The following is a 15,953-nucleotide window of genomic DNA, read 5'->3' on the forward strand; positions in this document are numbered from 1 at the left end:
CGCCGATAACGCCTGCCCCACTCAACCGCTAAGGTGAGAAACATGTTTGCCTTCAATTCCCACCGAGTCCCACAAGAGCTGCGATGAGCCCGGATTCAACCAAACCGGCACCTAATGTGGCCCGCTACGCGCTGGAGTTGTTTGCCCGGCAGGGTTTTGAAGCGACCAGCGTGGACCAGATTGCCGCCGCGGCAGGAATTTCCCGCAGCACGTTCTTCCGCCAGTTCGGTTCCAAGGAAGACGTCATCTTTGCCGACCACGCCGCGTTGCTGGAGGATGCTCGGACACTGTTAGCAAGTTCGTCAGCTGACCCTTGGCAGGTCGTTTGTCAGGCCGCTGAGTTGGTATTTGCCCACTTTGCCGCGGAAGACTCCCTGGCAGCACAGCGCTATAGCGTGGTCAATGCGCACCCAGCTCTCCGCGATAAAGAACTTGTCACCGTCTTCCGCTATGAAAAGCTCTTTGACGCCCATCTGCGTTCGCGCGTTCCGGGGATTAAACCCTTGGAGTCGGTGCGCTTTGCTGCTGCCGTGATCGCAACCCACAATTACCTTCTGCGCGAGTTTATGCGTGGTGCCCGGGCCGTGACGGCGTTGCAGGTGAGCCTGGAGCTCGACGCCGTTCGCCAACTTTTTGGTGTCCTGAACCCCGCACCCGCTGCCGTCCGCTCAGAGAACCAAACGGACGACGTCGTGGTGGCCGTTTTTTCCCGCTCAACCCCTGCCGCAGAAATCGCCGCGGCAGTGCAACGGACGCTTGAAAATAGTTCGCCCACATTTTGAAACTGAGTTTCAATTGACGTGAGACTGCGTTTCACGGCAAACTGGCGGCAGAGAACATTCAGCCCACCCAAGGATGCCCCATGCCCGACTATGATGTCAGCGAACCCCTCGACACCGACTATTTTGCCGTCTTTGCCAACCTACCTGAGGCGGATCGACTGGCGTGGGAACGTGCCCGAAGCCTGAGCGCGGAGGCCCTCCCGCAGATGAACGACTACTGGGATAGGGCAGATTACCCACTTCACCTCGTCAAGCGCATGGGCGAGAAGAACCTCCTGGCCGACGGAATCAACGTTCCCGGTCTGGAGCAGATGTCACCCATGGCCGCTGGGCTGATCAACATGGAAATCTCCCGGATCGACGGCTCATTGGGCACGGTGATCGCCGTGCAGGGCGGACTGGCGTTGCGTTCCATCGCGTACTTTGGTTCCGACGAACAAAAGGACCGCTGGATGGGCCCCTTGGCCCGAGGAGAAGAATACGGCGCTTTTGCCTTGACCGAACCTGACCATGGTTCCGATTCCGTGGGTCTGACCACCACGGCCCACCTGGACGGGGACGAATGGGTCCTCAACGGGGAAAAGAAGTGGATCGGCAACGGTTCCATTGGCGGCGTCACCGTCGTGTGGGCCAGAGCGGACGACGGCGGCGTGCGCGGCTTCCTTGTTGAGCAAGACACCCCCGGCTATGAGGCGAAGACCATTACTGGCAAGGCATCACTGCGGGCCATCTTCCAAGCGAGCATCACCTTGAACAACGTGAGGATTCCGGCCTCAAATGTCTTGCCCGGAAGCCACACCTTCAAGGACACCTCGAAAGTCTTGGTGGCTACGCGGCTTGGCGTCGCGTGGTCAGCACTCGGGCATGCCACGGCCGTGTATGAGGCAGCTTTGAACTACGCCAACCAGCGCATTCAGTTCGGCAAACCGTTGGCCAAGTTCCAACTCGTTCAGGAACGGCTCACGCAGATGTTGGCGGAACTGACCAGCATGCAGCTTATGTGCGTTCAGGCGGCAACCTTGGATACTGAAGGCAAGCTCAGGCCCACACAGGCCTCCATGGCCAAGTACAACAACACTCGTAAAGCGCGGGCGTTGGCATCAACGGCCCGTGACATGCTCGGAGGCAATGGCATCCTGTTGGAAAACCATGTGGTGCGCCATCTGCTGGATATTGAATCCATTCACACGTACGAGGGCACAGAAAGCGTCCAGACGCTGCTCATTGGCCGCGACATCACCGGCCAAAGCGCCTTCGCCTAACCTTTGTTGTCTAACCCCAAACGACGGCGTCTAGCCCGGGCCGAGGCTTCACTGGGCCCGGGCTTGCCCAAACCGGCCTGCACACCGCGCAGCACCAACCGAGTGCAAAGATTTACCGGTTGGGGCACTATCCCCCATCGAGGTACTTTCAGCCCTAGCATCTCCCGGTACTCCGGCGCCATGCTGGAGACCGCGGCGGCAAAGAGAATTTGGTAGCCCAGTTGCTGCGAGCGCGGCAGGGGTGGATTGCGTAGGAAAGCCACAGTGTCTGCGACCCGTTGGTCGTAGCGCAGAGCCGGAGTGAACTGCGCTAACTGTTCATGGAGTTGGGTCTCGGAGAGCGGTGGATTAGGCACGTTCATCAGATGGGCGGCTACCGCCCAGTCCGCGACGTAGGCGTCTGGTTCAACGTGAGCCTTGCCATTGCCACCAAATTTTTTGTGGGAAGAGAGAAACGCTTCCGTGAAGGCCAGCTGCACCCAGCGCAGCAGATCGGGGTCGTTGGCCGTGTAAGGGATGAGTTCCCCAGCGTTATTCTCATAGCTGCCAGTGACATGGGTGTGGATGCGCAGTATCTTATTGGACGCGGCAGCGGCCGCCACAGTGTCGCCATAGGTCAGCGTGAAGATCCAGCGGATGGTGCCCGCCAACCGGGAGAGCGGATCATTTTTGTAGTCGGAGTGGTCATGGACCCCGGCCATAGCTCCGGGGTGGAGTGACTGGATCAGAAGGGCCTGAATTCCAGCAACCAGCGTCGTCATGGAGCCGTGTACCGCCCAAGCGGCAGATTCGGGCCCAAAGTAGCCGCCGTCGTCGCCCTCTGCCAGGTCCAGTTCCCATTGGGGAATAGTCGCGGCGTTGTCACTGAAGGTGCCACGCAACTCGCGGCGCCAACGCACTAGTGGGTTTTCCATAAAGACCAGTCTGAACCATCAACATGTGCATTGGAAAGAAGAGGCTGGCTGCTAGCGAGGGGGACGATTGGGAACGTCCGCGTCCCAGGTCAAGTCTGCGCCCTCAAACAGTGGCAGCGCCTCGATGGCAGGGTCTTGTACCAGAGCCAAAATGAGCGCTTCGCTGCCGGCCACCACGGTGGAATCGAAGTCGATTTCCGTAACCACAACCCAATTCTTGTCTGCGGGCCACAGAAGGTTCGGTGACTGCGGCCAAGCCGGCGAATGGTGCCACGGCACGTGGTTCACCCACGCGGGATCAATGTACAGCTTGGGGGACGCGTTGAATAAGTAATAGGCGCGTCCCGGCAGGTCAAGAGTCTCTCCGTTGACCACCTCTGCCGAAAGCAAGCCTGAGCCAGGGCCGCTGCCCCCTGAGGTGCAAACGCCCTTTACAAGAGGATCGTCATTGGAAAAGGTGACCTCGGCATAGCCTGCGGAACTTGTCAGGCCGCCCCATCCCTCCCAAATGCCGGTTACTCCCTGGTCAGGTGTGGCCGTGTGCTCGCAGAGGTGAACAGCGCTTGCAGCCAGTATCTGCGGTGCCAGGTTCCCGGTTTCAGGTCCTGAATACCGCCACCCTTGTGCATCCAAAACTTCCCGCCCAGCCTCATGCTGGCCAAATATGCGGTGGAACTGAGCCAAGGGGTGCATGGTGGTCCCAAAGGTCTGGGCCAGGGCCGCCCAGGTGATCTGTTCAGAGTGGATTGGGACAACGCCGGTTCGAGAATGCGCATGCCACGTGCCAGTGTCCGCCGGGCGGTCCCGTTGAGCAGGGTGAAAAATCCTCGCGTAGGCCGGGAATCCGCGAGGTACGACAGCGTGCATGTCATGCCAGGCGATATCCAGGCGTGGCTTGAGCCATTCGCCGGGGTCAGAAGTGGTCAAGGGGCCCATGAGGCCAGCCTAGTGGCCGGAGCGTTGATTCGGATCTGGGGTTCTCCCGTTCAGGGATGCCGCGGAGACTATTCGGCTTCATGGCACTGAGTCGGGTTTTCCGGGCATCTCACCGGGCGCAGTGAACTTGGTGCCGGGAGCGACCAGACGCCGTAATTCATTGAAATGCTGGCTGCGACTCGATCCTATGGCCAATCCGTCCTGTAAGGAGTGCATAGCGCGAGCCGTGCCATTTTCTGCTTGGTCATGCAGACCAGTCCGCCACGGGCCTGAGGATAGTGCACTTTTTCTTCTCGGGCACAGTGTCAGTTACTTTAAGGCTTTACAGCCAGGCCGTGCTCTAGTTCTCGTTAGACTGGCGGGCATGAATCAGATGCATAGCGCGCCAACGGTGTCAGGCCACAATGCCGTCCTGCATGATGCTGTTCGCCCTCAGTGGTCCGCGGAGGTAATTTCGTGGCTATTGGGATCACCTTTGCTCGGCCAACGGCTAGAAGTCTTGGATCTGGGAGTTGGCACAGGTCTGGGAACCCGGTCAATCGCTACTCTGGGGCACTCCGTCACCGCAGTCGATACAGACAACGACATGTTGTCAGTACTCCGGAAAGTCAGTGAGGAGCTTTCACACGGAGGAGTTGGTCTCATCACTGCTGCTAATGGGTCAGCCGAATCCATCCCTTTAGAAGATGAGAGCGTCGACGCCATTACGTGTCTCCAAGCTTGGCACTGGATGGACGCCGAGCGGGCAACATTTGAATGCGATCGTGTCCTCAGGCAAGACGGCATGATGGCTATGGGTTGGCACACTTGGGACCGCACCAGCGAGTGGGTAAATGGACTCGCTGCAATCATCGAGCCGGACGGACCTCCCGATGATCAGACCCGAAGCGTACCCAGAGAATTTGCTGGACGAGGCATCTTCGAACGGAAGGACTTCGCGTTCAATTACGAGCTGTCGGTCGACCAACTCGTCAAACTCGCCAGCTCATGGGCATTCGTCGCACAGAGATCTGATCAGAACGCCGTGTTGGCGAAAGTCTGCCGTCTTGGTGACCAATTAGAGTCATCTGACGGTCTTGTTAGATTCCCCCACATCACAGCCGCCTTTCGGCTACAACTGCCAAGCAAAGATTTAGTGGGATAAGTGGAGCAACTTATGCCATTGGCACAACTAACTCCGAAAAGTTCCCCGGCGAAGGCTCTTCAAAACGGAGGCGACGTGTCAGATGACTAGCAACGAATTTGCTGATTACGAACCCCAACGTCCAAAGAGCGAAGTATTGATTGCTCCCGTGAACGTCAGATTAAGCAAGATTGATGACATCCACGCGATACGCGGCATCGATGTCAAAGCGGGCCGTGCACCCGCTTCTGCTGAGGCTTTAGCCGCGGCTATTCAGGACGATTGGCGACTGGTTGTTGTCGCGTCAGTGGGTGGCACGATTGTCGGGTGGGGCAAGACTCACTTCTGGTCGTTTGCCGATGGTCCGGCACCCGGCGGACACTTCTTGGGCGGCGTTACCGTAATCCCGGAGTTGAGGCGCCACGGGATAGCTCGGGCATTGACTCAAGCGCGACTGGCCTGGATCTGGGAACGGACCGATTCAGCCTGGTATGTCGTCAACCTATCCAACCGAGCATCGATTCAACTTCATCGCCAGTGGGGTTTCACTGAAGTTGCCAGGGCGGCGAAATTTCACACGATCAGCTTCACCGGCGGCGTGGGATTGCTGTTGCGAGCAAAAAAACCGGCAGAAGACTAAGAAAGTGGTTCCTCCGGCTTCACACCATTTTGACACTACCCGGGGGCTTGCTTTGGGGACGGCCGTGCCCCCTAAGCCGTTGCGCTCCTCGACTGAGCGAACCAATTACTCTTGGATCTTCAACGGGTTGCCCCGCATAGGAATCTTCACGGCGCAAACCACATCGGAAATCGACGGAATGACCTGGTAGAAGCTGCCATTTCTGACAAAGGGCCAAATCAGGAACAGAAAATGCCAGCCTTGGAGTTCGGGTCTCGGCTATCCCAGCCAACTCTGAACGCCATCATGGCGCACCACGCTTCGATCCGGCACTCTTGCGGACAGTCACGTTTCCGTGGCTAATATCGCTGTCGCAGAGTAGGCTCGCCGCATGGAACCCGATCAGCTATTCCTTGCTGCTGACGCCGAACTTCGAAGCGTCATTGACCGCATCAGTCCAGAAGATTTTGACAAGCCGGTACCCGCCGCGTGGTCACAAAATCCCAATCCCACCATCCTCGACATCCTGAGGGCACACGCCTACGACGAAGCTTGGGTTCCCGGAGTGATCGCCGGAGCTTCTGCTGCGGACGGCGACGAGCTACTTGGCCGCGACTTGCTTGGTGACGATCCAATCGTTGCCTATAACCTACTAAATGACGCCGCAACAATGGCTGTTCGAGAGGGAGTCAATTTAGATGCGACTCGCCGTTTTCAGTATGGCGACTACCCGGCAAGGGAGGGCTTGGCGCACCTGGCAATGTATCGCGGCTTTCAAGCGTGGCTTATCGCTAAGCACCTTTCAATCCCGTTTCATTTGTCAGCTGAGACCATTGCCGAGATGAATGAACACGTCGTGCCCAACGCGGATGAATGGCGTAGCTTCGGGGTATTACCTCCCGCGATTGCTCCGCCAGCTGGCGCCGATGATGAAACACGACTTCTCTGCACAGTGGGGTTCTGGATCCATTGACGACTCGGCCTGTTAAGTCCGCCAGCAGCGTCCCGCAGATTTTTCTCCTCTGTAACGCCCATGGTGGAATTCTTCAACTCAAGCGCGAACATGAATCAACGCGTTTGTCTCCGACCTACTATCGGAATTTCGCTAAGGACATGGAAGAGTATCCGGGAGACCCGACGCAGTCCGTCCAGATCCCTCCTCATGATGATTTCTGCTGCCCTGACCACGTACTGGATCATCGGGTGGTTCATCATCCCCGCACTCAGAGATCATAACCACCGGCTTAGCGCCAAACGCTGTCCTGCTGCGCGTAATGGGCACATCGGTGGTTCTGCTTGATTGATAGCAGTGTCACACGGCAGTGCCGTTTCTCAGCGGAGCCCTATTGCGGTGCGTACTTCCTCGAGAATACGATGCATGGCTTCTTCCGCGGTTCGCGCGTCTCCACAGGCCACCGCAACGGCCACATCTTCATGAGCCTGAAGCGCTTCAGGCCTTGGACTGAAAGGCATCAGTCCCTGGCGGGTACGACTAGTGAGGACCTCAGCCACCACGCCATCTAAAGCTCTGAACATCTCGTTTCCACAGCTGCGCAGCAGAAGCTGATGAAACTCGATGTCTATCGCCAGGAACGCCTCAAGATCTCCAGCCTCACCCAACCTTCGCAGTGACTGCGCCAGAGTCACCAGCCGGCGTCGTTCTGCGACACCAGCCCGTCGTGCCGCGCCAGCGGCAGCAATCGGCTCAACGGCGATGCGCAGCTCAGTGAGATTGGCGTATTGCTCTGCATGCGCTGCTGATGCGAGCCGCCATCGGATGACTTTAGGGTCATAGACGTTCCACTCCTCACAGGCCTGCACCACGATTCCTACGCGTCGGCGTGAGTAAACGAGGTTCATTGATTCCAAGACGCGCATCGTGTCTCTTGCGAGGGTGCGCGATATCCCATGATCTTGCTGGATCCGCTCAAGGGTAAGTCGCTCACCAGGACCAAGCTCACCAGAGATTATCTGCTGTCCGATCATTTCCAGGACCCTCTGGTGCAGGGCCTGCGCAGAAGAATCAGGTGCTGCGTCTTCTTCATCTATTGTCGTCGACATTCTCGTGCCTCCTCGACGCTCACACGTTCCCAATTGTAGAAACTACATAGTCAAAGGTATGACCAACCGACCAGCACCAAAGTAGAAGGTCACGAACTAAATCACAAAGATAGTACCAATCGCGGTCAATGGTGCTATCTTTGTTTCACGAGATTGAGCGTATTGCCGTCTATCTCAGCCAACGATACCTGCCACGAAGGTAGAACAATGAAGTCTACTGCCACTCACCTAGTCGTCATGGGCGTTGCCGGCTCCGGCAAATCTACTCTTGCCGAGTCGCTCTCCCACCGCCTCGACTGGCCCATGGCCGAAGCGGACGAATTCCATCCGGCGGCCAACATTGCCAAAATGAACAGCGGAACTCCGCTGGACGACGACGACCGCTGGCCCTGGCTACACGCCATTCGGGAGTGGATAACGGTACAAGCTAGCGAGGGCAACAGTACAGTCCTCACTTGCTCTGCCCTCAAGCACAGCTACCGGGACCTGTTGGCTGAGGCTGACGGGAACGTCGTCTTTTTGCATCTCGATGGCAGGAAAGAGCTTCTGCACGACCGCATCGGAAGTCGTAAGGGTCATTTCATGCCTCCTACGCTGCTGCCAAGCCAACTTGCCACTCTGGAACCCCTCACTTCCAGCGAACTGAGCAAGGGAAGCCTGCGGCTCGACATCAGCAAGAGCCCTGAAGAGCTCGTCGAGGAAGTCGTCACCGTACTGCACCTGGCCTGAGCGCCATCATTCCGTAAATACCTTGTACGCCTCGGCGCCACTGAAGCATTATTGCGGCCCCATCACCGGATTCAAAGGAGAACCATGATAATCGAAGGCTGGACCCAAACACTGGGCGCCGGACCGCTGCTGCTGATCGCCGGAGCAGCTATCGCAGTCCTACTGTTCCTGATCATCAAACTCAAGATTCACGCATTGCTGGCGCTGATCGTTGTCAGCTTACTTACGGCCTTTGCCACAAGAATTCCGGCAACCCAGATTGTGCCGGTCCTGGTCAACGGCTTCGGCACCACGTTGGGAACAGTGGCTCTTTTGGTAGCCCTGGGCGCAATGCTCGGCAGGCTTATGGAAACAAGTGGTGGCGCCAAAGTCTTGGCTGAAAAGTTGATTGACGTCTTCGGAGAGAAACGAGCACCGTTAGCGCTTGGCGTGGCCTCTCTAATTTTCGGCTTCCCGATCTTCTTCGACGCCGGGCTGATCGTCATGCTCCCCGTGGTTTTTGCGGTGGCGAATCGCATGGGTGGTGGGGTCCTGCGCTACGGCCTCCCCGCAGCTGGCGCCTTCTCCGTGATGCATATTTTTCTGCCGCCGCACCCTGGACCCGTTTCAGCCGCTGCGTTCTTTGATGCAAACATTGGTCTGGTCCTGATTGTTGGCCTCATTGCAGCCATCCCCACCTGGTACGTCACCTCTTACCTATTCGGGTTATGGATCGGAAAGAAAATTGTCCTTCCCGTTCCTACACTATTGGGTAAGGCCGACGAACAAGCAGAAAACAATCCGCCCCGCTTCGGCACCATTGTGGGCCTTCTGTTCCTTCCCATGGTGTTGATCTTTATGAACACCGGCCTCAGCACGGCAACATCAGCTGGCGTACTTCCGGAATCAGTGAAGAACGAGGCCTGGTTCCAGGTGCTGCGGACCCTGGGTGAAACCCCCGTGGCATTGTTGATTTCGGTATTAGTTGCGATGTATATCCTGGGGCGCAAGCGTGGCACCGTTCGCGGCGATCTGAACAATCTTTTGGAATCAGCCCTTGGCCCCGTCTGCTCCGTAATTCTCATCACTGGCGCCGGCGGCATGTTCGGCGGAGTCCTGCGGGCCTCCGGTATCGGCGCGGCTCTGGCCGATGTGCTGGGCGACGCCGGTATCCCATTGATTCTTGCCGGCTTCCTCATTGCCGCAATCCTGCGCATCGCACAGGGTTCCGCGACCGTTGCACTGACGACGACGGCGGGCCTGATTGCGCCCGCAGTTGCACTGGCGGGAATCAATGGAGTCCAAGTTGCCGCCGTCGTAATCGCTGTTGCCGCCGGTTCCGTGGTGGTCTCCCATGTCAACGACTCGGGATTCTGGCTGGTGGGGCGCTTCTTCGGAATGGATGTCAAAACGACTCTCGCGACGTGGACAGTCCTGGAAACACTCATCGGTGTCATGGGCTTCGGGATTGCCGCGGCGGTCTTCGGGCTTGCGGGACTCATGGGATAAGGCCCCTACCGGGCAGTTTTTGCTGCACTAGGGAACAATCACTCGGTGCTCAGACGACGGAGCTACCTGTTCTGCGAGCGCTCCGGCTCGGGCTCCTCACCAGGAGCCCGAGCCGTTTTGCGTTCAGCCCACCGTTGCAGAAACGTTCCGTTCTGGCACAGCGTCACTAACCCAGGGCCTTTCGCTTATTCGCGGCAACACCCTTCCGGCAATCGTGGCGATCGAACGCGTCACGTGCGGCAAGTTCGGACCCTAAGTGATCACAAAAAATTCCCCACCGAGCACTGAAACCCACACCCCTAATTTCTGTCTTAGAGGGCTTCTGCTTCAATCCAAGATCGTGACCAACCATGTCAGATACGCAATGAGCACGACGCCGCTCGCAATTGGAATTGTCGGCAGGGGATGCAACCCGTGCCGTCTTGCCGTGGGCCACGTTCCAAATGCTGCAATTCGCTGCGCAATCGGGCTGTGAAGCCGCTAAGGCCTTCGGGCGGATACAGCCCGAACCACATGTCCTCGTCATACATAACGACTCGGAGACGCCAAAGATCTAGGGAAGAAGGGCGCCTGTCCAAGGCTAGATATATGGAATATCGGGGGTGAAGGAGAGCTGATTCGTCGGCGGGCAGTCAGCGTTCGTAGACGTTGCTACGATGACCAAGCGTGATCACTGCTATAACGAAGATGTTGTCGTCAACCGTGTAGACGATGCGGTAGTCCCCTATGCGAACTCTGAGGCCAGGACGCCCTTGGAGGGCCTTGGCGCCCGGAGGTCGTGGATCTTGACCGAGGAGCGCGATCGCTCCACGAATGCGGTCGCGATCCTGATGGTCAATTCGTTTCAACGCGCGAACCGCTGCAGGACGGAACTCGACTTGGTAAATCATACCCAGCCCAGATCGGCTTTCACTTGAGCCCAAGGGATGTTGGGGCCCTCCTCTGCCATCGCCTCATCAAATGCGGCGACATCTTCGGCTTCTTCCAGAGCTTCGAGCATCTGCTCGTACCGCTCAGGGCTGACAACCACGGCAGCGCGATGACCGCGGCGTTCGATGAAAACCGCTTCGGTCTTCGAGCGATCGATGACGTCTGAAAAGTGGTTGCGTGCGTCTGCGACGCTGACTATGGACATAAACAAATTGTACATCTAGAACCTTAGAATGTACATGATATAGGTTCTTTGAAAGGAAAGCCGCGCTGATCGCAATACCCACCGAAGGAAGGCTCATCGGGACACGATTGTGTTCAAAGCCCGTTCGCTAGTCTCGGGTGCTCATTGGCTTCGAATTCGTCGTTTGGTTGTGGCGAGGATGACGAGTGCTGCGCCGGCCAGGAGTGTTGTAGCGGCAAGCAACGATCCGGAGCTGGTGAGGGCGAGTAGGCCCGCCCCTGCTGCCAGGGAGACTAGTAATGCGTCCGCTTGCCAAGCAAGTACGGTGACCGTGGACATATCCCCGAACTGGGATGGCATGGGGGTAAGCAGTGAGACCGGAAGGGGGCTCTTTGCGCTGTCGTAGGCTCGGACGATCACGATTAGCACCGATATTCCGACGGCGGCGGCACTGACGGGTACACCGGTAACGGCGACTGAAGCAGTCACTATGACTGAACATGCAAGGGTCACTACCAGGGGGAATACTGCGTGGAGTGCGTATAGCTGTGTGTTGGAATATTTATACAAGGGAGGGGCCGAGGCCGCTTCGGCAGCATGTCGAAACCCGTCGCTGAAAACACCTAGGGCCAGATAGCAAAGGCCCCCACCCATCCCACCTAGTAACCATGCAGGCATACCCAGCAAACTTGGGCCAAGAACCAATGTGAGGTTCCCGAGCAGGAGAAAAATGATCCCTGTCATGAATCGCTTGGGGGTGCGCAGCGTGCCTATGAAGTCGCGAACGAAAAATCGTACCGCTGCATGGTTACAGGTGGCGGCCGGCCAAGTGCGTCCCCACTGTGGTTGTGCCCGGAAACTACCCAATGCTGCTGCTGCAGCGTCGCCGACGAATGCGGATACTCCTGCCGCCTGCCAGCGTAAAGACTGATCCATCAGCGCCGTACCGGTGAGTGAATTCAGGAGCTTAGACACCCGCATGGCTGCCGCCGCGGTAACGAGCAACAGGCCTGCCAACACCCACAGATTTACACTGCTGCCTGTCATCCAGAGTCGCCCCACCCATCCCCACGGGGCCAGAACCCCAAGAGTCGGGATTGTCCAAGTGAACAGAGAAGCGATAAGCAATCCGGCCGTCAACCTCCCGGCATGTTTGTCACCCAGGACCTGGCCAGAAAGCCAAGTGACACTGCCCAAGACCCCGAAACAGCCGGCCGCAGCAACGAAGGCCATGCCATTCCACGCTGAGGCGATCCCGGTAGTCACGGGTACGGTGCTGGCCAGCAGGGCAACGCCCATGAGTATCCCCGTCAGAAGTGCCGCGGACTGTATGAATGGTCGTCGCAGCGTGCGGCTCCGGGGTAGATCATTGCCAGCGAGAACTGCGGTGAAGAACGGGGACAACAAGGCAGGGCCCCGCACAGCGCCAGAGGCCGCCAGCCCAGCAAGGACGAGTCCACACACAACCCCGACCATATGGTCCGCATTCGGATCGGTGAGAATTGAAAGGAGACTTGGCTGTGCGAGAGTCAGCCCGATGCCCCAGCACCATGGGGCGGCGACAGTGAGAAGTGCCAAGAAGCCGACATAAACTGCGTAGGTAATGTCACCTCTGGTCCGTCCGTCGCCCCGGCGTCGATAAACGGCGCGGACGCTCCGGAGTCGGTCAGGAGTGAAGGTCATAGGATGCATCCGTCAAGGTCAATACTTCATCGCTGGTGCGTTCTACGAGGATGTTGCTATGGCTGGCCAAGATGAGTGTTTTGCCATCCTCGACCAAATGGCGCAACACACTGCCGACGAGTTCCAGCCGGTCGGAGTCAAGCCGCTGCTCGGGCTCATCCAGGATCAGGACTTCAAATGGGCGTGCAAGAGTGAGCGCCAAGGCAAAGAGTTGTGTCTGCCCGGAGGAGAGCTCGTGGGGGAACCTTCCCTTCAGCCTGATGATGCCAAACTCGTCCAGAAGCCGGTCAGCAATATTTTCACCATCGACGATTTTGGAACCCCAGGACGTGGCCACGAGGACCAGATGTTCCCGCGGTGTCAGGTTTCGAGCCAGAGGTGGCAGCCCGATCAGCGCCGCCATGCGGGCACGAAATCCTGACGAGCGTTCATTTGTAGGCTCGCCGGCAATAGCCACCGACCCGGTAGTAGGAGGGGTCCTTCCAGCCAATACGCGCAATAGCGTTGTTTTCCCGGTTCCATTGGAGCCGGTGACAGCCAGGGCTTTGCCAGCATCAAGACTGAAACTGACTGGTGCGAGCAAAACTTGGTCTCCCGAGAGGACGCTGGCTTGTTCGACTGCAATGTAACCGCTCATGCTTGCGGAGTTCCTGACGCCACCAAAATAGCCAATAGCGGAACAACCCTGGAGGCAGGTACATCAAAGAGGCCACGTTTAGGCGATGCCAACCAGCCAGCTGCAGTCAGCTCCTTGAGATGGTGATAAACCTGACCACTTGTCCCCGCATCGATCTCCTCCACCAACTGGGCCGCGCTTGTAGAACCATTCAAGACAGCCTGCAGAATCCTCAGACGTATCGGGTTCCCCAGTGCGGCCAGGCGCTCGGCCTGGTCACTCCAATTTTCGGCAAATATATCGGGGCCCGTCTGTCCATATTGCCACCGCACGAGGGCGCCGGCGGGAGTCTGAACACTCCCCGTGTAGATGATCCCGCCGTCAGGGATCCGACATTCCAGCCCGTTCAGAGCCCACAACATCTCGTTCATGCGCTCAAGCGGTGAATTCGGCTCGGCCGGCTTCGCCGGTACAGCACTCAACTGGGCAACAGCCTCTTCTAATGCGGACAGGCGATCTTCGATTGACTCATTCGACATTCTCGAATTATACGTAATAACGTATTTATGTCACAAACGTGGAATGTCTGCCAGCTTGTCTAGAGGTCAATCCCGGGTCGGCCGGTTAGATCACCCAAGAAACCAGTGCATTTTCGGGTGACACGGTTGCCCGCAGAAGGAACCCTCTGCGGGAAGCCGCCATCCTGTTGGTCAAAATCCTCCTTATCTATATGCGCTACAGAGCTGATGCTGAGTTCTCAATTGTGTGCAGATGCCGAGATCCCCGGATTTCAAACTTATGGGCGGTGATGCTTGGTACTCCAGATTTCCGTATTTGGAAAATTAGCTCGTATTGAGCGCTTCCTCGTGTCTATGCATCCCCGTAGGGCGTGGTGGTGACGGCTTGAGCTCGCGTCTGATTGGGAGCAACGCTAAGGTTCCAATACGTGTTGTTTAACTAGATGACATCTCGTGTTGGTTCCTTAGGAGTTTCATGCCCGCGCCGAACGACCGAACAGCCACACCAGTGAGTCCACAGGTGGAAGCCCTATCTTCAATCACCCTTGCGGGGCTTTGGCTCCGGTTACTGCTCGGTGGCTCAGGTCTGCTTGCATTGATTCTGTTGGTAGCGGTTAATGATCCAGGACTCAAGTGGTCCTTCGTTCCCACCGTCGTGGTGATGTTACTCGGTGCATGGTGGTTCGGCTTCGGCAAGGTAGTCGTCGACCATGCTGGCGTGCGGGTCTACGGCGGCGGCGTATTGAAGATGCTCAATGTAAAGCCCGTCGATGTCGACTCGGCCGTGGCCAAAGAAATCAATCCCATGGAATACGGAGGATGGGGACTGAGGAGCACTGCTTCCGGCACGGCATTCATCCTCAGGAAGGGCCCTGGCCTGGTCGTGAACCGCAAACAACGCAAACCTCTTGTCTACTCCGTGGCCAGCATGGCGGATGCCCAGCTGATGGCTACCCGCATAAATCAATTAACCGCGTGAACCATGATCGAAACAGTAACCAGGCAGACCCCTTGTTGTGCCAGGAACTTTCTCATTGACCCTCAAGCCGGTCCGGCTCCGGGGTGTTGAACCACCTTGCTCAACTGCGTCCGCGAGATCGATAGTGCTGTCCGCAGGGGAACGTTCTGCGGTACAGGCTGTCCACGCCAGACAGCTGCAGTGGAATTTCACCTGTCGTTCTCGGCAAATGCGGCAAGGGAGGCGGTGGCATAGCCGAAGTCGGTGCCGGCCAGGGCACACGATCCTGTCAATGAGAGGCTTCCGATGGGATACTTTGATCATGTTTGAAACTGGAGACAACGCGGCCGAACCAGATCATGGCGATTTGGTTTGGCGGTACATGGATCTCGGTCGTTTCGTGTCCCTACTCGATCAATCGGCTGTGTTCTTTGCACAAGCCGCCCGCATGGTCGACAAGTGGGAAGGATCGCTCGGGTCATTCTCTATACCAATGTCGGATGAAACGCGTCGGCAGACCCAACTGGCGAACCAGCAGACCACTTACTTGAGTTGCTGGCATGCATCCGAGAATGAATCCGCCGCAATGTGGGACATCTATCAGCGCGAGGGACGGGGCATTGCTATTCAAACGACGTGGGGTGATTTGATCTCTTCGATAACCTCGGCATGGCCAATCTCAGGAGGCCTCGTCCAGTACGTCGATCCGAGCGAAATCGCGATCCTCCATAGCACTTTGCAATCACCATTTATGCTGAAGCGAAAGAGTTTTGAACACGAGCGGGAGGCGCGCCTTGTTCTCTGGGGCAACGGCTGCGGGGGGCCGGATGAGCGGCGGGGAATTGTTCCCGGTATTGAAGGTGAGATCTTCTACAGCGACGCAAGCACGGGGCGCCCTGGGCACTATGTTGGGTTCGATCTCAACCGGCTAGTCAACCGGGTCTATGTGTCCCCAGCCTCCCCTGGGTGGGTTGAACAGACAATAGTGAGACTCGTGCAAAGGTTCGGCTATGAATTCCAGGTCGTGAAATCCGATCTATACAGCGATCCATTCTTGCGGTAGTTCCAGCGCCTTGGAATCTGGCAAAGTCAATAGGCCCGTTGTGTGAGGTGTACTAATGATGTGAGACAGTTCCTGAAAGGATTGTTC

The 15,953-nt window shown here is 57.5% G+C and carries 17 protein-coding genes; 9 read left to right on the forward strand and 8 right to left on the reverse strand.

Features of this window, described 5'->3' with window-relative positions:
• Positions 1-83 precede the first annotated feature (83 nt).
• Positions 84-782, forward strand: a complete 699-nt coding sequence (locus LOH53_RS09940) for a TetR/AcrR family transcriptional regulator (protein WP_230067589.1) — start codon at positions 84-86, stop codon at positions 780-782.
• Positions 783-862: 80 nt separating this feature from the next.
• On the forward strand, positions 863-2,044 hold the full coding sequence (locus LOH53_RS09945; protein ID WP_230067590.1) for an acyl-CoA dehydrogenase family protein: 1,182 nt from the start codon (positions 863-865) through the stop codon (positions 2,042-2,044).
• Here the strand turns inward: LOH53_RS09945 and LOH53_RS09950 are convergent.
• Entirely contained in the window at positions 2,041-2,958 is a 918-nt protein-coding gene (locus tag LOH53_RS09950; protein WP_230067591.1) for an oxygenase MpaB family protein, read from the reverse strand. The genes LOH53_RS09945 and LOH53_RS09950 overlap by 4 nt on opposite strands.
• Positions 2,959-3,009: 51 nt before the next feature.
• The gene (locus LOH53_RS09955; protein ID WP_230067592.1) at positions 3,010-3,894 is read right to left on the reverse strand and encodes a hypothetical protein; all 885 of its coding nucleotides are present in this window, start codon (positions 3,892-3,894) and stop codon (positions 3,010-3,012) included.
• 364 nt (positions 3,895-4,258) lie between these two features.
• Here LOH53_RS09955 and LOH53_RS09960 point away from each other — a divergent pair, with 364 nt between their 5' ends.
• The 3 genes from LOH53_RS09960 (at position 4,259) to LOH53_RS09970 (ending at position 6,609) form a co-directional block, all read left to right on the forward strand.
• Positions 4,259-5,038, forward strand: coding sequence for a class I SAM-dependent methyltransferase (locus tag LOH53_RS09960; protein WP_230067593.1), 780 nt, complete (start codon positions 4,259-4,261; stop codon positions 5,036-5,038).
• Between the two features lie 82 nt (positions 5,039-5,120).
• Complete coding sequence (locus LOH53_RS09965; protein WP_230067594.1) at positions 5,121-5,657, forward strand: GNAT family N-acetyltransferase; 537 nt, start codon at positions 5,121-5,123, stop codon at positions 5,655-5,657.
• Positions 5,658-6,027: 370 nt separating this feature from the next.
• Positions 6,028-6,609 carry a hypothetical protein gene (locus LOH53_RS09970; RefSeq protein WP_230067595.1) on the forward strand — a complete coding sequence of 194 codons (582 nt, stop codon included), beginning with the start codon at positions 6,028-6,030 and terminating at the stop codon, positions 6,607-6,609.
• A gap of 359 nt (positions 6,610-6,968) precedes the next feature.
• Here the strand turns inward: LOH53_RS09970 and LOH53_RS09975 are convergent, their stop codons facing one another.
• Positions 6,969-7,697, reverse strand: a complete 729-nt coding sequence (locus tag LOH53_RS09975; RefSeq protein WP_230067596.1) for a FadR/GntR family transcriptional regulator — start codon at positions 7,695-7,697, stop codon at positions 6,969-6,971.
• A gap of 207 nt (positions 7,698-7,904) precedes the next feature.
• Here LOH53_RS09975 and LOH53_RS09980 point away from each other — a divergent pair, with 207 nt between their 5' ends.
• Both LOH53_RS09980 and LOH53_RS09985 read left to right on the forward strand, forming a co-directional pair.
• On the forward strand, positions 7,905-8,426 hold the full coding sequence (locus tag LOH53_RS09980; RefSeq protein WP_230067597.1) for a gluconokinase: 522 nt from the start codon (positions 7,905-7,907) through the stop codon (positions 8,424-8,426).
• A gap of 84 nt (positions 8,427-8,510) precedes the next feature.
• On the forward strand, positions 8,511-9,914 hold the full coding sequence (locus tag LOH53_RS09985; RefSeq protein WP_230067598.1) for a GntP family permease: 1,404 nt from the start codon (positions 8,511-8,513) through the stop codon (positions 9,912-9,914).
• A 632-nt stretch (positions 9,915-10,546) separates the two neighbouring features.
• Here LOH53_RS09985 and LOH53_RS09990 read toward each other — a convergent pair.
• From LOH53_RS09990 to LOH53_RS10010, 5 genes are all read right to left on the reverse strand, one after another.
• The gene (locus LOH53_RS09990) at positions 10,547-10,804 is read right to left on the reverse strand and encodes a type II toxin-antitoxin system RelE family toxin (protein WP_230067599.1); all 258 of its coding nucleotides are present in this window, start codon (positions 10,802-10,804) and stop codon (positions 10,547-10,549) included.
• The gene (locus tag LOH53_RS09995) at positions 10,801-11,049 is read right to left on the reverse strand and encodes a type II toxin-antitoxin system Phd/YefM family antitoxin (RefSeq protein ID WP_113719418.1); all 249 of its coding nucleotides are present in this window, start codon (positions 11,047-11,049) and stop codon (positions 10,801-10,803) included. The genes LOH53_RS09990 and LOH53_RS09995 overlap by 4 nt, the downstream gene beginning before the upstream one ends.
• A gap of 141 nt (positions 11,050-11,190) precedes the next feature.
• Positions 11,191-12,711: a hypothetical protein gene (locus tag LOH53_RS10000; protein WP_230067600.1), complete on the reverse strand. Its 1,521-nt coding sequence runs from the start codon at positions 12,709-12,711 to the stop codon at positions 11,191-11,193.
• Complete coding sequence (locus tag LOH53_RS10005; protein ID WP_230067601.1) at positions 12,695-13,348, reverse strand: ABC transporter ATP-binding protein; 654 nt, start codon at positions 13,346-13,348, stop codon at positions 12,695-12,697. Before LOH53_RS10005 ends, LOH53_RS10000 begins: the two co-directional genes overlap by 17 nt.
• Complete coding sequence (locus LOH53_RS10010) at positions 13,345-13,866, reverse strand: ArsR/SmtB family transcription factor (RefSeq protein WP_230067602.1); 522 nt, start codon at positions 13,864-13,866, stop codon at positions 13,345-13,347. The genes LOH53_RS10005 and LOH53_RS10010 overlap by 4 nt, the downstream gene beginning before the upstream one ends.
• Positions 13,867-14,320: 454 nt before the next feature.
• On the opposite strand from LOH53_RS10010, the gene LOH53_RS10015 reads away from it, so the two are divergent.
• Together LOH53_RS10015 and LOH53_RS10020 are read left to right on the forward strand one after the other, a co-directional pair.
• Complete coding sequence (locus LOH53_RS10015; protein WP_230067603.1) at positions 14,321-14,824, forward strand: hypothetical protein; 504 nt, start codon at positions 14,321-14,323, stop codon at positions 14,822-14,824.
• Between the two features lie 301 nt (positions 14,825-15,125).
• Entirely contained in the window at positions 15,126-15,866 is a 741-nt protein-coding gene (locus LOH53_RS10020) for a DUF2971 domain-containing protein (protein WP_230067604.1), read from the forward strand.
• Positions 15,867-15,953: the final 87 nt, after the last annotated feature.

Source organism: Arthrobacter cryoconiti, assembly GCF_020905375.1.
Taxonomy (GTDB): domain Bacteria; phylum Actinomycetota; class Actinomycetes; order Actinomycetales; family Micrococcaceae; genus Specibacter; species Specibacter cryoconiti.

Bases quoted from the DNA above. Each gene is read 5' to 3' on its own strand.
- LOH53_RS09940 (WP_230067589.1), top strand. From the start codon at position 84: ATGAGCCCGGATTCAACCAAACCGGCACCTAATGTGGCCCGCTACGCG.
- LOH53_RS09945 (WP_230067590.1), top strand. From the start codon at position 863: ATGCCCGACTATGATGTCAGCGAACCCCTCGACACCGACTATTTTGCC.
- LOH53_RS09950 (WP_230067591.1), bottom strand. From the start codon at position 2,958: ATGGAAAACCCACTAGTGCGTTGGCGCCGCGAGTTGCGTGGCACCTTC.
- LOH53_RS09955 (WP_230067592.1), bottom strand. From the start codon at position 3,894: ATGGGCCCCTTGACCACTTCTGACCCCGGCGAATGGCTCAAGCCACGC.
- LOH53_RS09960 (WP_230067593.1), top strand. From the start codon at position 4,259: ATGAATCAGATGCATAGCGCGCCAACGGTGTCAGGCCACAATGCCGTC.
- LOH53_RS09965 (WP_230067594.1), top strand. From the start codon at position 5,121: ATGACTAGCAACGAATTTGCTGATTACGAACCCCAACGTCCAAAGAGC.
- LOH53_RS09970 (WP_230067595.1), top strand. From the start codon at position 6,028: ATGGAACCCGATCAGCTATTCCTTGCTGCTGACGCCGAACTTCGAAGC.
- LOH53_RS09975 (WP_230067596.1), bottom strand. From the start codon at position 7,697: ATGTCGACGACAATAGATGAAGAAGACGCAGCACCTGATTCTTCTGCG.
- LOH53_RS09980 (WP_230067597.1), top strand. From the start codon at position 7,905: ATGAAGTCTACTGCCACTCACCTAGTCGTCATGGGCGTTGCCGGCTCC.
- LOH53_RS09985 (WP_230067598.1), top strand. From the start codon at position 8,511: ATGATAATCGAAGGCTGGACCCAAACACTGGGCGCCGGACCGCTGCTG.
- LOH53_RS09990 (WP_230067599.1), bottom strand. From the start codon at position 10,804: ATGATTTACCAAGTCGAGTTCCGTCCTGCAGCGGTTCGCGCGTTGAAA.
- LOH53_RS09995 (WP_113719418.1), bottom strand. From the start codon at position 11,049: ATGTCCATAGTCAGCGTCGCAGACGCACGCAACCACTTTTCAGACGTC.
- LOH53_RS10000 (WP_230067600.1), bottom strand. From the start codon at position 12,711: ATGACCTTCACTCCTGACCGACTCCGGAGCGTCCGCGCCGTTTATCGA.
- LOH53_RS10005 (WP_230067601.1), bottom strand. From the start codon at position 13,348: ATGAGCGGTTACATTGCAGTCGAACAAGCCAGCGTCCTCTCGGGAGAC.
- LOH53_RS10010 (WP_230067602.1), bottom strand. From the start codon at position 13,866: ATGTCGAATGAGTCAATCGAAGATCGCCTGTCCGCATTAGAAGAGGCT.
- LOH53_RS10015 (WP_230067603.1), top strand. From the start codon at position 14,321: ATGCCCGCGCCGAACGACCGAACAGCCACACCAGTGAGTCCACAGGTG.
- LOH53_RS10020 (WP_230067604.1), top strand. From the start codon at position 15,126: ATGTTTGAAACTGGAGACAACGCGGCCGAACCAGATCATGGCGATTTG.